General features: G+C 71.6%; 14 protein-coding genes. 6 read left to right on the plus strand and 8 right to left on the minus strand.

Annotated features, from left to right (window positions below; genetic code table 11):
- Positions 1-128: 128 nt before the first annotated feature.
- From NUT86_RS26240 to NUT86_RS26250, 3 genes are all read right to left on the minus strand, one after another.
- Entirely contained in the window at positions 129-461 is a 333-nt protein-coding gene (locus tag NUT86_RS26240) for a hypothetical protein (RefSeq protein ID WP_274737867.1), read from the minus strand.
- Positions 454-1,119 carry a peptide-methionine (S)-S-oxide reductase MsrA gene (msrA, locus tag NUT86_RS26245; RefSeq protein WP_093637426.1) on the minus strand — a complete coding sequence of 222 codons (666 nt, stop codon included), beginning with the start codon at positions 1,117-1,119 and terminating at the stop codon, positions 454-456. Before msrA ends, NUT86_RS26240 begins: the two co-directional genes overlap by 8 nt.
- Positions 1,120-1,389: 270 nt before the next feature.
- Positions 1,390-2,550 (minus strand): hypothetical protein, encoded by a 1,161-nt coding sequence (locus NUT86_RS26250; protein WP_266439045.1) that lies wholly within the window; start codon positions 2,548-2,550, stop codon positions 1,390-1,392.
- Positions 2,551-2,750: 200 nt separating this feature from the next.
- Here NUT86_RS26250 and NUT86_RS26255 point away from each other — a divergent pair, with 200 nt between their 5' ends.
- Entirely contained in the window at positions 2,751-3,911 is a 1,161-nt protein-coding gene (locus tag NUT86_RS26255) for a cystathionine gamma-synthase (RefSeq protein ID WP_109892297.1), read from the plus strand.
- A gap of 25 nt (positions 3,912-3,936) precedes the next feature.
- Here NUT86_RS26255 and NUT86_RS26260 read toward each other — a convergent pair whose 3' ends face one another.
- Both NUT86_RS26260 and NUT86_RS26265 read right to left on the minus strand, forming a co-directional pair.
- Positions 3,937-4,086, minus strand: coding sequence for a hypothetical protein (locus tag NUT86_RS26260; RefSeq protein ID WP_274737871.1), 150 nt, complete (start codon positions 4,084-4,086; stop codon positions 3,937-3,939).
- A gap of 331 nt (positions 4,087-4,417) precedes the next feature.
- Complete coding sequence (locus tag NUT86_RS26265) at positions 4,418-4,918, minus strand: MarR family winged helix-turn-helix transcriptional regulator (protein ID WP_018089264.1); 501 nt, start codon at positions 4,916-4,918, stop codon at positions 4,418-4,420.
- A 210-nt stretch (positions 4,919-5,128) separates the two neighbouring features.
- On the opposite strand from NUT86_RS26265, the gene ilvA reads away from it, so the two are divergent.
- The 3 genes from ilvA (at position 5,129) to NUT86_RS26280 (ending at position 8,643) form a co-directional block, all read left to right on the plus strand.
- Complete coding sequence (gene ilvA / locus NUT86_RS26270; protein WP_018089265.1) at positions 5,129-6,400, plus strand: threonine ammonia-lyase; 1,272 nt, start codon at positions 5,129-5,131, stop codon at positions 6,398-6,400.
- A gap of 276 nt (positions 6,401-6,676) precedes the next feature.
- Complete coding sequence (locus NUT86_RS26275; protein WP_274737873.1) at positions 6,677-7,768, plus strand: ATP-binding cassette domain-containing protein; 1,092 nt, start codon at positions 6,677-6,679, stop codon at positions 7,766-7,768.
- Positions 7,765-8,643: an ABC transporter permease gene (locus tag NUT86_RS26280; RefSeq protein ID WP_174876339.1), complete on the plus strand. Its 879-nt coding sequence runs from the start codon at positions 7,765-7,767 to the stop codon at positions 8,641-8,643. Before NUT86_RS26275 ends, NUT86_RS26280 begins: the two co-directional genes overlap by 4 nt.
- A 117-nt stretch (positions 8,644-8,760) precedes the next feature.
- On the opposite strand, the gene greA is transcribed toward NUT86_RS26280, so the two are convergent.
- Both greA and NUT86_RS26290 read right to left on the minus strand, forming a co-directional pair.
- Positions 8,761-9,258 (minus strand): transcription elongation factor GreA, encoded by a 498-nt coding sequence (gene greA / locus NUT86_RS26285; RefSeq protein WP_018089268.1) that lies wholly within the window; start codon positions 9,256-9,258, stop codon positions 8,761-8,763.
- A gap of 370 nt (positions 9,259-9,628) precedes the next feature.
- Positions 9,629-10,039, minus strand: coding sequence for a DUF4307 domain-containing protein (locus NUT86_RS26290; RefSeq protein ID WP_159486422.1), 411 nt, complete (start codon positions 10,037-10,039; stop codon positions 9,629-9,631).
- Between the two features lie 131 nt (positions 10,040-10,170).
- Between NUT86_RS26290 and mca the strand changes: the two genes are divergently transcribed.
- Together mca and NUT86_RS26300 are read left to right on the plus strand one after the other, a co-directional pair.
- The gene (gene mca, locus NUT86_RS26295; protein ID WP_078885506.1) at positions 10,171-11,043 is read left to right on the plus strand and encodes a mycothiol conjugate amidase Mca; all 873 of its coding nucleotides are present in this window, start codon (positions 10,171-10,173) and stop codon (positions 11,041-11,043) included.
- Positions 11,044-11,047: 4 nt separating this feature from the next.
- On the plus strand, positions 11,048-11,299 hold the full coding sequence (locus tag NUT86_RS26300) for a hypothetical protein (protein WP_266439064.1): 252 nt from the start codon (positions 11,048-11,050) through the stop codon (positions 11,297-11,299).
- 270 nt (positions 11,300-11,569) lie between these two features.
- On the opposite strand, the gene NUT86_RS26305 is transcribed toward NUT86_RS26300, so the two are convergent.
- Positions 11,570-14,851, minus strand: a complete 3,282-nt coding sequence (locus NUT86_RS26305) for a tetratricopeptide repeat protein (RefSeq protein WP_274737875.1) — start codon at positions 14,849-14,851, stop codon at positions 11,570-11,572.
- Positions 14,852-14,974: the final 123 nt, after the last annotated feature.

The raw sequence follows: 14,974 nt of genomic DNA on the forward strand, positions 1-14,974 counted from the left end.
CGTCGGACACGAGCCCCAGTCGCCTTCGGACGGGGCACTTAGCTTGACCCCCGCCCCCCCGCCCCCCGGATCCCGCAGTACCCCGCCGGGTTCTTGGCCAAGTCCTGCTGGTGCGTGCCCTCACGTGCTCATCGTTCGATGAAGCGAGGGTCTGGCCATGCGGTGATCGGTTCGTCGGAGATTGAGTAGATCTCCAGGAGGGAGAGGTAGCCGCCCTCGGTGCAGACCATGACTCCGGCCGAGTGCGGGGCGTCGTACCAGGCATCAACGGCCGGATTGTCGTGCGACGGTGCAGGAACCGCAGCCGTACGGTCCACGTCCAGATCGACCGTCACGCAGCCGCACCTGCCCACCACCCGTGTGTGTGGAATCTGGGCCAGCAGGGCGCTGCTCACTGGATCCGGGCCGGCCAGCAGCGCCTGCAGGGTTGTCGTCGCTTGCGACGACAGTTGCTCAGCCATCCGCCCTGGCCACGCCGATCGGGCAAGAGACCCCCGTCCCCCCGATCCCGCAGTACCCCGCCGGGTTCTTGTCCAAGTACTGCTGGTGATAGCCCTCTGCCGGGTAGAAGGGGCGGCCCGTGGCGGGGAGGATTTCGGTGGTGATGTCGGTGTGGCCGGCGTTGTGGAGGACGGGGCGGTAGGCGTCGCGGGAGGCTTCGGCGGAGTGTTGTTGGGCGGGGGAGTGGGTGTAGATGGCGGAGCGGTACTGGGTGCCGACGTCGTTGCCCTGGCGGAAGCCCTGGGTGGGGTCGTGGGACTCCCAGAAGAGCTTCAGGAGGGATGTGTAGGGGACGACGGCCGGGTCGTAGACGACGCGGACGGCCTCGGTGTGGCCGGTGTGGCCGCTGCAGACCTCTTCGTAGGTGGGGTTCGGGGTGTGGCCGCCCTGGTAGCCGACGAGGGTGGTCCAGACGCCCTCGGTCTGCCAGAACTTCCGCTCGGCGCCCCAGAAGCAGCCCAGCCCGAAGTCGGCGATCTCCAGGCCGTCCGGGTACGGGCCGAGCAGTGGGTTGCCGAGGACGGTGTGCCGGTCGGGGACGGCGAAAGCCCGCTCGGGGCGGCCTTCGAGCGCCTCCTCCGGGGTGGGGAGGTGGTTCTTGAAGCGGGAGAACAGCATGTGGATCGGTCTCCTGGGAGGGCGGGCGAGCGGGCGAGCGGGCGAGCGGGCCTGAGCGCAGTGACTATGACGGTAACGCCGGGGAGCCGGGAGGCATTCCGGCTCCAGCTGTCTGCGGGGGCCAGCCTGTGGGGTCTGGCCTGTGGGGTGTGGCCTGTGGGATCCGGCCTCCGGGGCTGGCCTGTGGGTCCGGCCTTCGGGATCCGGTCTCCAGGTTCCGTCTCCGGGTCCGGCCTCCAGGTTCCGGCCTCCAGGATCTGGCCTCCGGAGTCAGCTCCCAGGTGGCGGAAAGCCCGCGGAGGTGCCGCCGAGCTGTTCCCAGCCGGCGATGGCCAGGGCGCGGTAGGCGGCGTACTCGGCGGCGGGGCTGCGGCCGTAGGACCAGGGGACGGCGCCCACGTGGCCGTCGACGAGGCGGAGCTGTTCCATGGCCTCGGCGTAGCGCTCGGCGCGTACCAGGAACCAGACCAGGAGATGGCGGACGTGCGGTGCCATGGGGTGGTCGGCGGGCGCCTCGCGGAGCGCGAAGTGGGCGCCCTCGATCGCGCGCTCGACGACCGCGCTCTGGTAGAGGCTGCGGACCATGTTGGCCTCGGGGAGGTGCTCGTAGACCGCGAAGAGGGGGAGGGCCGGGAGCAGGGTCCCCTTGGGGGCGGCGGCCGCGGCGCGCTCGGCGAAGGCCTCGGCCTGCTCGCGGGAGCCGTGCCACTTCTGCGACCAGTAGGGGAGCGCGGCGAGGTGGGCGCCCATGTGCTGCGGGGCGCGCTGGGCGACCTTGGTCCAGAGCTCCTCGTAGTCGGCGGGGCGGTCGTGCAGGCCGCGGGCGATCGCCAGCTCGGTGATGTACGGGACCGGGCTGCCGGGGGCCAGCAGCGCCGCTTCCCGGCAGACCGTACGGGCCTCTTCCAGAATCATGCGGAAGTCCTGGGAGCCCGGATCGCGCAGCGCCTGGACCACGAGGAACTGGGCGTGCGTCTGGGCGCCGCCGGGGTCCTTGGGGGCCTCCGAGCGCCAGGTGCGCAGCCAGATCCCGCCGGTCCGTCCGCCGTCGCCGTACCCGGGGGCCGTACCGCGCCGCTGCTGCTCCGACGCCTCCTCCGCGGCCAGCTCGAAGGCGGCGGCGCCGGCCAGTGTCTGCACCCGCTGCCAGCGGCGCTCCCAGTCGTCGCCGGTGGACTTCAGCAGCTCGGCGGCCGGGCGCCAGTCGTGCGTCCGGCGCATCTCGGCGAGCGCGTCGGCCAGTTCCTGGTCCGGACCGGGCAGGCGGACGTCCAGCTCCTCCAGCGGTACGAAGCCGTAGCCGGCCATCGGGTCGGCGGCCACCACCAGGCCCTGCCGGGTGTGCTGCACGGCCCGTCGGCGTCGCATCCAGGGCAGGAAGACGAGGCCGCCGAGCGCGAGCGCGGCGAAGAGAACCAGCAGAGCGTCCATGAGAGGTGTCCTGTACCTGAAATTCTTGTAACGGCTGCCTGGGGGCGGAGCGGGGCGGAGACGCGGGCGGAGGGGTCGGTGGGCGGTGTGCGGCGGGCGGACGACGGGAACCGGTGTACGGATCCTCGTATGTATCCACTATCCAGCCAACCAGAAAGTTCCGGAAAGTTCGGTTGCGCGGACGACTACCCTCGGCAGGCATGAGCGAACAGCGCGAAGAGCGCCACCAGCATTTTGAAACCCTTGCCATCCACGCAGGTCAGGAGCCTGATGAGGCGACCGGTGCGGTGGTACCTCCCATCTACCAGGTATCCACGTACAAGCAGGACGGCGTGGGCGGGCTCCGCGGCGGCTACGAGTACAGCCGCAGCGCCAACCCGACCCGTACCGCCCTGGAAGAGAATCTCGCCGCCCTGGACGGCGGCCGCCGCGGCCTCGCCTTCGCCTCCGGCCTCGCTGCCGAGGACTGCCTGCTGCGCACCCTGCTGACCCCCGGTGACCATGTCGTCATCCCCAATGACGCCTACGGCGGTACGTTCCGCCTCATCTCGAAGGTCGTCGAGCGCTGGGGCGTGGAGTGGTCGGTGGCCGACACCTCCGACCCGCAGGCCGTACGCGCCGCACTGCGGCCCCGTACGAAGGCGATCTGGGTGGAGACGCCCAGCAACCCGCTGCTCGGCATCAGCGACATCTCGGCGCTCGCCGCGGTCGCCCGGGACGCCGGGGTCAAGCTCGTCGTCGACAACACCTTCGCCAGCCCCTACCTGCAGCAGCCGCTCGCCCTCGGCGCGGACGTGGTGGTCTACTCCACGACCAAGTACATGGGCGGCCACTCAGACGTGGTCGGCGGCGCCCTGGTCGTCAACGACGACACCCTCGGTGAGGAACTCGCCTACCACCAGAACGCGATGGGCGCGGTCGCCGGGCCGTTCGACGCCTGGCTGGTGATGCGCGGCATCAAGACGCTCGCCGTCCGTATGGACCGGCACAGCGCCAACGCGGAGCGGATCGCGGAGCTGCTGAGCTCGCACAACAAGGTGACCCAGGTGTACTACCCGGGGCTGGCCGAGCACCCGGGCCACGAGGTGGCCACCAAGCAGATGCGGTCCTACGGCGGCATGGTGTCGTTCCGGGTCGCGGGCGGCGAGCAGGAAGCGGTGGAGGTCTGCAACCGGGCCAAGCTGTTCACCCTCGGTGAGTCGCTGGGCGGCGTCGAGTCGCTGATCGAGCACCCGGGGCGGATGACGCACGCCTCGACGGCCGGGTCGCTGCTGGAGGTCCCCGCCGACCTCGTGCGCCTCTCCGTCGGCATCGAGTCCGTCGACGACCTGCTGGCCGACCTCGCCCAGGCGTTGGGCTGACGGGACGGGTCGCCGGACCTGCCGTTCACCACCCCTCCGTGCGAGGGGTGGTGTGGGCCGGCGGGTGCGGCAGCCACGGCCGGGCCGTGACCGCCCGGGCGAGGGCCACCGAGGAGTTGGCGAGGGGCGCGAGCAGACGGCCGAGCGCCGTGCGCGTCTGCGGCGGATCAGCCAACTCCCCGGCGGCCGGTGCGGGCCGGGAGGCGGGTTCGGGGGCAGCAGGGTGGCGGTGCGCAGCGGCCGGCCCGCCGTGAACCGCTTGAACTCCCGGGCGTGGTGGCGTTCCTGCGCCGGCCGTCGCTCTCGCACCGCGCTTCCCGGACTACGGACGCCCGGCCTCCTGGGCTCCTAGGGCCTGTCTTCAAAGTCCCGGCTGCCTCGCGACGCGACTTTGAAGACAGGCCCTAGGGCACGGCGGTGCGGGCAGCCGGTCAAGAGGCGTGACGGGCCGGGCGGTCAGCGGGCGGAGCCGGCCGGCAGCCGGTGGGGCGCGAGGTGCGCGGGCGTCAGGACGTCGGGCCGGCCGGCGTCAAGGACGCGGTGATGTCGGCGAGGGAGGCGTTGAAGCGGGTCAGGAGGGCGGTGAAGGCGGTGCGCTCCTCCTCGGACCACTGCTCCGTCACCAGGGCCATCAGCGCACGGCGCGAGGTGCGTACCTCGTCCAGACGCGCGCGCCCGCGCTCGGACAGCTGGAGCACCACGGCGCGGCCGTCCTCGGGGTGGGTGGCGCGGCTGACCAGACCGGAGTCGACCAGGGGGGCGACCTGCCGGGTGACCGTCGAGGAGTCGATGCCCATCCCGGCGGCCAGGGCCTTGACGCCCATCGGGCCTTCCTGGTCCAGGCGGTTGAGCAGCAGATACGCGGCGCGGTCCATGGAGTTGCGCGCCTGCCCGACGCCGCCGAGCCGGCTCTGTTCTGCGCGGCGGGCGAAGACGGCCACTTGGTGCTGCAGCGCGTCGAGGAGAGCGGGGTCGGTGTGGGTCGTCATGTCCGAAGTGGTGGGCATGGCCGGGAGCTCGCTTCGATGGATGTGCGAATGGATGGGGGACAGCGTACGCGGACCCGGCGCGGAGCGTACCTGCGCTGTCCATTCCGATAACGGCACGTAGCCCCCGCGCGGCCGTACGGGGCACGGCCGCGCGGCCGCCCGCCGCCGCACCTGATCGCCATTCGGGCAGAAAAGGCTCCCCGGTGGGCGAACTGCAAGACTGGCGATATGGCCGACCACACGCCGCGTACGCCGCCCGAGACCGCCGCATCCGCGCTTCCCGCCGAGGGTCCGATGGCCGCGATCACGGTCGACGACATCCGGGCGGCGCACAAGATGCTCTCCGGTGTCTCCCGGGCCACCGCGATGGAGGGCAGTCGCTATCTGTCCGGGCTGGTCGGCGCGCCCGTGCACCTCAAGTGCGAGAACCTCCAGCGCACCGGCTCCTTCAAGATCCGTGGCGCGTACGTACGGATCGCCGGGCTCTCGGCGCAGGAGCGGGCGGCCGGTGTGGTGGCCGCGAGCGCGGGCAACCATGCGCAGGGGGTGGCGCTGGCGGCGTCCCTGCTGGGGGTGCGCTCGACGGTGTTCATGCCGGTCGGCGCCCCGTTGCCGAAGGTCGCAGCGACCCGTGAATACGGGGCGGAGGTGCGGCTGCAGGGCAATGTGGTGGACGAGACGCTGGCCGCCGCCCAGGACCACGCGCGCGAGACCGGCGCGGTCTTCATCCACCCCTTCGACCACCACGACATCATCGCCGGTCAGGGCACGGTCGGCCTGGAGATCCTCGAACAGTGCCCGGAGGTACGGACCATCGTCGTCGGGGTCGGCGGCGGCGGGCTGGTGGCCGGGATCGCGCTCGCGGTGAAGGCGCTGCGGCCGGATGTGAGGGTCGTCGGGGTGCAGGCGGCGGGTGCGGCCTGCTATCCGCCGTCGCTGGCGGCCGGGCGTCCGGTGGCGATCGAGGGGCTGTCGACGATGGCGGACGGCATCAAGGTCGGGCGGCCCGGCGAGGTGACCTTCGGGATGGTCGAGGAGCTGGTGGACGAGGTCCGTACGGTCACCGAGGACCAGCTCTCCAGTGCGCTGCTGCTGTGCCTGGAGCGGGCGAAGCTGGTGGTGGAGCCGGCCGGGGCGAGCCCGGTGGCGGCGCTGCTCGCCGATCCGGAGTCCTTCGAGGGGCCGGTGGTCGCGGTGCTGTCCGGCGGCAATGTCGATCCGCTGCTGATGCAGCGCATCCTGCGGCACGGTATGGCGGCCGGCGGACGCTATCTCTCGCTGCGGCTGCGGCTGACGGACCGGCCGGGGGCGCTGGCGACGCTGCTGGGGGTGCTGTCGGTGGCCGATGCGAACGTCCTCGATGTGGGCCATGTGCGCACGGATCCGCGGCTCGGTCTGACCGAGGTCGAGGTGGAGCTGCATCTGGAGACCAAGGGGCCGGCGCACTGCGACGAACTGCGCGCGGCGCTGGACGAGGCGGGGTACGTCGTCGCCGACTGAGGCGGGCGCCAAAGACGCCGAAAAGGGATGGGGCCATGGGGCGTCACGGGTATACCGTGGCGCCCCACACGCGTCGGCGAGTGTCCGTTCCCCTCCACCGGTGCGCGGCAAAACTGAAATATGTATCGCGATGTATCGCGTTTGCGCAGTAGTATCGCGGCTGCGGGGTGCCGGTGCGTCATGGCGTTCCGTTGCGGACAAATGCCCACAGAGCAGGCATAGACCGCCAACCGTAATATTCGACCTGGAACTGACCCAAGTCATGGGAGTACCCCTATGCCAGGCGCCATTTACGCCGAAGGTCTGGTGAAGACCTTCGGCGACGTGAGGGCACTGGACGGCGTCGACCTCGACGTCCCCGAAGGAACAGTCCTCGGAATGCTCGGCCCCAACGGTGCCGGCAAGACCACCGCAGTACGGGTCCTGACGACCCTGCTCCAGCCCGACCGGGGCAAGGCGGTGGTTGCCGGGATCGATGTTCTCGCGCACCCCGACACAGTGCGGCGCTCGATAGGCCTGTCCGGCCAATTCGCCGCCGTCGACGAGTACTTGACCGGCCGCGAGAACCTGATAATGGTCGGCCAGCTCTACCAGATGAGCGGGCGCGACGCGAAGCGGCGAGCCGCTGAACTGCTGGAACGCTTCCATCTCGGCGATGCCGCGGACCGCACCGCCAAGACCTACTCCGGCGGTATGCGCCGCCGGCTCGACCTCGCGGCCGCACTGGTCGTCAGCCCGCCCGTGATGTTCATGGACGAGCCGACCACCGGACTGGACCCCCGTAACCGCCAGGGCCTGTGGGACGTCATACAGGAGCTGGTCGCCGGCGGCACGACCCTGCTGCTCACTACGCAGTATCTGGAGGAGGCCGACCGCCTCGCCCACGACATCTGCGTCGTCGACCACGGCAAGGTCATCGCCCGCGGCACCTCCGACCAGCTCAAGGCGCGCACCGGCGGTGAGCGCGTCGAGGTCGTCGTGCACGCCCCCGAGCACCTCACCGTCGCCGACGAGGTCCTGCGTGGCTTCGGCAAGGGCGAGGGCACCGTCGATCCGCACATCCGCAAGCTCACGATCCCGGTGGCGGGCGGCGCCAAGCTGCTCGCCGAGGTCATCCGCGAACTCGACCTCCGCGGTGTGGAGATAGATGACATCGGGCTGCGCCGCCCGACCCTCGACGACGTGTTCATCTCGCTGACCGGCCATGCCGCCGAGACGGCGGACGGCAACGGCGCCGACGGCGGCAAGGAGGGCGGCGGCGCCGTCGGGCGGCAGAAGAAGGGCAGCAAGGCCGGACCGGACGGGACAGGTGCGTCGGCCGGTGCCGTGGGCGCGGGCCCGACGACCGACAAGGAGGGCGTGAAGTGACCACGGTGACCGAAGCGGCCGGCGGCGCCCCCGTCCGGACCCCGCAGCCACGCGGCGGATTCAGCCGCTCCGTACGCGACTCCCTGGTGGTCGCCAAGCGCAATCTGATCCGGATGATCCGCATCCCCGAAGTGGTGATCTTCGGACTCATCCAGCCGATCATGTTCGTGGTGCTGTTCACCTACGTCTTCGGCGGTTCCATCAACATCCCCGGCGCCCCGGTGGGCGACGCCCAGGCCTATCGCGAGTTCCTGATGGCCGGGATCTTCGCGCAGACGGTCACCTTCGCCACGGCGGGGGCCGGCGCGGGCATCGCCGATGACATGCACAAGGGCCTCATCGACCGGTTCCGGTCGCTGCCGATGTCCCGGGGCGCGGTGCTCACCGGCCGGACCCTCGCCGACCTCGTACAGACCGCGCTGACGCTGGTGGTGCTGGCGATCGTCGCGCTGCTGATCGGCTGGCGCACCCACGAGAGCCTCGCCGAGGTGCTGGCGGGCTTCGCGCTGCTGCTCCTGCTCGGCTACGCCTTCTCCTGGATCGGCGCGCTCATCGGCCTCTCGGTGCGCACGCCCGAGGCGGCCACGTCGGGCGGGCTGATCTGGCTCTTCCCGCTGACCTTCATCTCGAACGCGTTCGTACCGGTCAACGGCATGCCGGCGTTTCTGCAGCATGTCGCGGAGTGGAACCCGTTCAGTGCGACGGTGGCCGCCGCCCGGGAGCTGTTCGGCAACACCAGCGCCGGGGTGCCGAAGTCGGTGACCGGCGCCTGGCCGATGGAGCACCCGGTGGTGGCCTCGGTGATCTGGTCCGTGCTGATCATCGCGGTCTTCCGGACGCTGGCCGTCCGCAAGTACCGGTCGGCCGCGGCCTGAGCCGCCCCGGGACGGCCTTGCGGCCCACGGACGCGGCGTACGACACGGTCCACGACACGGCGAAGCGGCCCGGAGCATCACGCTCCGGGCCGCTTCGCCGTCTGCGGTGTCTCGGACTCAGCCGGTGTACGGCTTGGCGTCGAGGATCTTCACGGTCGCCGTCTTGCCGTTGGGGAGCTCGTACTCCGCCTCGGCGCCGACCTTCTTGCCGTTCACGCCGGTGCCCAGCGGCGACTGGGGGGAGTAGGTCTCGATGTCCGAGCTCGCGTACTCCCGGGAGGCCAGGAGGAACGACAGCGTGTCGTCCGGGTCCCCGTCGAACGCGATGGTGACGACCATGCCGGGAGCGACGACGCCGGTCGCGGCAGGGGCCTCGCCGACCTTGGCGGTCTGCAGCAGCTGGGTGAGCTGGCGGACACGCAGTTCCTGCTTGCCCTGCTCTTCCTTGGCCGCGTGGTACCCGGCGTTCTCCTTCAGGTCACCTTCCTCGCGGGCCGCCGCGATCTTTTCGGTGATCTCGGCGCGTGCGGGACCAGACAGGTGCTCCAGCTCGGCCTTGAGCTGGTCATACGCCTCCTGGGTCAGCCAGGTGACGTTCTCGCTGGTCTGGGTCACAGGTGCTCCTCGTCGGTACTGGGGATAAATCAAACGCCCTACCAGGAAGGTTTGCGCCTTCACAGGTGGGCGAAACCACGAGCCTAACAATTCCGGCACAAAACGGGGAAGAGGAAATTCACAGCGACCGCACAGGAGCACATCATGCCTGGTCAGAGGCGGTCACGACACGCCTGATGCCTGCCGTGGCCAGTGAGGCGGGTGGGACGGAGCGTGCGGTTGACCCGCTGTGCGGGCGTGTGGCCGGTGCGTGTGCTCGGTGGCTCGTGGCGCCGGGGGCAGACGGTGGCGGTGGGCCGTGGGCCGTGGGCCGTGGGCCGGGCGGCCGACGGCGGTGGTGGCTCGTGGGGCCGAGCGGCCGACGGTGGGGTCAGCGGGCGCCGGACGCCGTACAGCCGACGAGCACGGCGTTGGTCGCCCGCTTCGTCGTCCGCACCGTGACCTCGGTGTCCACCTGGCCCGAGCGCTGGTCGACGGTGATGTCCTTGCGGCCGACCTCGGAGCCGTCCTCGGCCTGGGAGCGGAGCGTGCACACACCCGTGGTGTCGGCGTCCTTGACGACCTCGAGATGGACCTTGAGGGCGTGGTCGGAGACCGCGTCCCAGCCGATCACGCGGCCGCTGAGGTCCTGGCCCGAGATGTACGAGATGCCGGACCAGCCGATCACGCCCAGCAGCGCGGCACCGAGCACCGCGCCGATGATCTTGAGCTTGCGGTCCGCGCGCTCATCCGCGGAGCGGCCGTAGCGTCCGTCGGGGAGCCCTTCGCGCACCGCGGTCATGATCAGTCCTCCTGGGTACGGGGACCTGAACCATGAACCCCCGGGGGGTCCCCGCCCCTGGGAATACAGTGCCCCCTCGCTTCGGTCACTATAGGAGGCATCTTCTCCGGCCCTTCATTGAGGATCGAGTCTTGACTGAGCAGCTGCGATTGATGGCGGTTCACGCCCACCCCGACGACGAGTCGAGCAAGGGTGCGGCCACCATGGCCAAGTACGTGTCCGAGGGGGTGGACGTGCTGGTCGCCACCTGCACAGGCGGTGAGCGAGGATCCATCCTCAACCCCAAACTCCAGGGCGATCCGTACATCGAGGAGAACATCCACGAGGTACGGAAGAAGGAAATGGACGAGGCCCGGGAGATCCTGGGCGTCAAGCAGGAGTGGTTGGGCTTTGTCGACTCCGGGCTGCCCGAGGGGGACCCGCTGCCGCCGCTGCCCGACGGCTGCTTCGCCTTGCAGGACGTCGAGGCGGCGGCCGAGCCCCTCGTCCGTCTGATCCGGACGTTCAAGCCGCAGGTCATCACGACCTACGACGAGAACGGCGGTTATCCTCACCCGGACCACATCATGACCCACAAGATCACGATGGTGGCCTTCGAGGCGGCCGGCGACCCGGAGAAGTACCCGGAGGCCGGTGAGCCCTGGCAGCCCCAGAAGCTCTACTACAACCAGGGCTTCAACCGCCCCCGTACGGTCGCGCTGCACGAGGCGCTGCTGGCACGCGGGATGGATTCGCCCTACGGCGAGTGGCTGGAGCGCTGGAAGCAGTTCGAGCAGCGGGAGCGCACGCTGACCACCTATGTCCCGTGCGATGAATTCTTCGAGATCCGTGACAAGGCGCTGATCGCCCACGCCACCCAGATCGACCCCGACGGCGGGTGGTTCCGGGTGCCGATGGACATCCAGCGCGAGGTCTGGCCGACGGAGGAGTACGAGCTCGCGAAGTCGCTCGTGGACACTTCCCTCCCCGAGGACGACCTCTTCGCGGGCATCCGCAACAATTGACCCCATGATGAGCGCGACCAGCACCCTCGCCCTGACGCACTTCGTCACCCTTGCCGACAGCTTCGACAAGAACAAGGTGACCCCCGGCGTCCTCGGCTTCATCGTCTTCGCGGTCATCGGCGGCGCCGTGTGGCTGCTGATGAAGTCCATGAACAAGCACATGAAGAAGGTGGACTTCGAGGAGCAGTCGGACGGCGGCGAGGCAGGCACCACCGCCTCCGCCGCCGCACCGGCCACCGAGCCGAAGACCAGCTGACGGCGGGGCCGCCGGCCCCGCCGCGAGGACCGCTCGGCCCACGGGGCCGGCCGCTCCGTGTGGACCGGGTGGTCCATGGAGACCGGGTGGCGGTCGACGGCCGGCCGATGGACACGGCCGGCTGACCGGCCCGGCGGCTCGTCGGTCCGAGCGGCCGGCGAGCCGGGCCCGGACGCCCGGGGGCGTGTCCGCCCTCGGGGCGTCACCGGCGTACGGACGGCGGCGGCGAGCCCCGGCGTGCTCGGCGGCGCTCCCCGGCCCGCTCTGCCGTCACTCCGTGCCGGCCGGTGCGATCAGCACCCCCATGACCTCGCGCGCATGGCGGTTCGGCACCATGCCCAGCCGCCATGCCTGCCACCCCGACTCCGGCTCCACCCCGCGGTCCAGCAGCAGCGCGAACGCCTCCGCACAGTCCTCCAGCTTGGAATCGCGGGCCGCATGCTTCTCCCGGACCAGCTGCGCCAGCTCCTCCTGGGCGACGGCCGCGCCCACCACGGAGCCGCCGGGCGAGGCGAGCGGCAGCAGCGTGCAGCGCAGGAACCGCGCCCAGTCCTCGCCCCGCCGGTCGCCGTAGCCGGCGAAGAGCCGCGCCGCCTCGTCGGCCAGCTCCAGCGCCTGCGCCGCCCGGCCGTTGCCGGCGTCGATGATCAGCAACTCCAGGCAGGACCACGCCTCCCCGTGCGGCACCCCGATCCGCTGGAAGTCCTTACGGGCGTCCTGCAGCAGCTGCCGGGCGAAGCCGCTGTTGCGCAGTGAGCCGGTCTGCTCGGCCCGCAGATCACGGGTGACCCGCCCCGAATGGTGCCGGGCGCAGGCGAGACCGTAGCCGTCCTGCATCCGGCTGAACATCGTCCGGGACCGCTCCAGCTGCCGCAGCGCCGCATCGTGTTCGCCGCGCTCCTCCAGCGCCTGGCCCAGGTAGTACATCGTCCAGGCCTCACCGCGGGCGTCCTCGTGCTGATGGTGCAGCGGCAGCGCCTGCCGCAGCTGGTCCACCGCGGGACCCGGATCGCCGTCCACCAGCCGGGCGCGCGCCAGCTGTGTCATCGCCCAGGCCTCGCCGCGCTCGTCGTGGGTACGGCCGTAGAGCTCCATCGCCGCCTGCAGGGCGCGCTCCGCGGCCGGCACATCGCCCCTCCGCAGATGCACCTGGCCGAGCTGGAAGTGCGCCCAGGCCTGGCCGTGCACGCTCTCGCTCTCCTCGTGGAGCTCCAGCGCCTCGCGCAGCATGGTGAGGGCCTCGGCGATCTGCGCGCGGTCCCGCTCCACCGCCGCCAGGGCGTGCAGCGTCCACGCCCGGTCGCCGTGCATATCGGCGCCGGACTGCAGCTCCAGCGCCTCCCGGAGCTTGGCCGAGGCCTCGGTGAGATTGCCCTGCTGCTGGAGCGTGATGCCCAGATCGCGCAGCGCACGGGCGGCGCCCGCCGGATGCTGCGCCTCGAAATACAGATCGACCACCGACGACAGGGTGGTCCGCGCCTTGTCCAGCTCGCCGAGCTGCCGGGCCGCCACACCCGTGCGCCACTGCACCGAGCGGACCAGCAGCCCCTGCCCGACGGCCCGGGTCAGCTCGCTCAGCTCGCCCAGCCGGTAGAGATCGCCGCGCAGCAGGCAGTAGTCGGCCAGCGCGCCCAGCAGATGCGAGACCGCCGCCTGGTCCACGCCGTGGTCGGCATGGCGCAGCGCGGACGTGATGAAGCTGGTCTCGTCGTCCAGCCACTGCAGGGCCGCGTCCAGGGAGGTGAAGCCGTGCGAGCCGAAGCGGTCGGCACGGGTGGAGGTACGGCCGTCGACCAGCCGGATGACGGAGTCGGCCAGCTCCGCATAGCCGCGGATCAGCCGCTCCTGGGCCGCGCCGCGCTCGCCCGGATCCTCCTCGTCCACCAGCCGGTCGTGCGCGAAGCGGTGCACCAGGGCATGCAGACGGTAGCGCTCGCCGCGGACATGCTCGATCAGCCCCGCGCGGGCCAGCGTCGTCAGCTGCCGCTCCGCCTCGGCCTGTTCGACACCCAGCAGCGCCGCCGAGGCCGCCGCCCCCAGGCTCGCCCGGCCCACCAGCGCCAGCCGGCGCAGCAGCCGCCGGGCCGTCTCGGACTGGTCGGAGTAGCGCAGCCACAGCGCACGCTCCACCGGCGACCGCTGCTCATGGGCCGCCAGGTCCGTGGCCAGCGCGGCGGCGGTGCGCGCACCGAGCGAGGAGCCCGCCACCCGCAGCGCCAGCGGCAGCCCCGCGCACAGCCCGGAGATCTCCTCGATCGCCCGCGAGTCGTAGGGACCCGCCGCGTCCGGTCCCTCGTTGCCGCCCGCGGCAGTGGCCCGCAGCAGTTCTTCGGTGCCCGCGGCGTCCAGCTCTCCCACCGGCAGCTGATGCACCCATGCCTGGAGGTCCTCGGGCAGCTCCAGCGGCGTACGGGAGGTGACCAGCACCAGGCTGTCGGACCGCTCCGGCACCAGCGTGCGCACCTGCTCCGGATCCGCGGCGTCGTCCAGCAGCACCGTCACCGGCAGACCGGTCAGATGGTGGTGGTACAGCTCGGTGAGCCGTTTGACGTGCTGCTCCTGGGACGGCCGCTCACGGAACAGCAGCTGCTCGCGCGGTGCGCCCAGCCGGTTGAGCAGATGCAGCAGCGCGTCCCGGGTCGGCAGCGGCACCTCCCCGGGGGTGTCACTGCGCAGATCCACCACACACGCGCCACGGAACTGATCGCGCAGCTGATGGGTGGCCCGCACCGCCAGCGCCGTCCGGCCCGACCCCGGCTCGCCGTGCAGCACCACCACCGTCGGCTTGGTTTCCGTGCTCGCGCGGGCCGCGTGCACCCACTGGGCGATCTGTGTCAGCTCCGCGCGGCGCCCGGCGAACGGGCCCTCTGGACGCGGCAGTTGGGCGAACGAATGCTCCAGAACGGACCGCTGGCGGGCCGCCGCGCTGCGGTCGGCGCCGCGCAACTGCGGCCCACGGGTGGCCGTCGCGGCGGCCGGCTTGGACGCCGTGCCGCTGCCGCGGGCCGCCGCCGTCAGCATCCGCTGCTGGTCCAGGAACGGCCGGATGCCCCGCACCTCCAGTGCGGTCAGCCACTGGAGCCGCAGCTGCTGGGCGCCGCCCGGCTGGCCGCGCCTCCCGGCCTCCTGGTGCGCCGCCGGCCAGTGGCCCGCGGTCAGCTTCACGACCGTGGCCGCCGCCCCCGCGACCACCACGGCGGCGCCCGCGCCCAGCGCGGCGGCCGCGCCCGTGCCGTACACGAGGTCCGCACCGCAGGCCGCCACCGCCGCCGCGGCCGTCGCCACCGCCGGGGTCCCCAGCTCCTTGCGGGTCAGCCGCCGGCCCAGCGAGGGCTGACCGGCGGCAGCCTCGTCCAGCGCCCGGACGTACGCGGTGTACTCCTCGGCGGCGCTGCCCGCCAGCTCCTCCAGCGCCGAGCGCGCCCTGCTGAGCAGCGTGTCCCCGTCGAGCCGCCCGCCCGAGCGCCGCACCTCTTCCTCGATCGCCCTGGTCAACAGCGCTTCCGCTTCCGCCCGGTGGCCGTCGCGCAGCACAGCCAGTGAGCCCGGCATGCCATCCCCCTCCAGCAGTTCCAGCAGTCTCCAGCGGTGATCGTCCCCGCACGCACAGTGTTCCGCGTCCGCACGATTTCCGGCAGGCCTGTGGACAACTCCCTCCGCTCCCGGCTCACCGGC

It is taken from the genome of Streptomyces sp. G7(2002), from assembly GCF_028870195.1.
Classification (GTDB): Bacteria; Actinomycetota; Actinomycetes; order Streptomycetales; family Streptomycetaceae; genus Streptomyces; species Streptomyces nigrescens.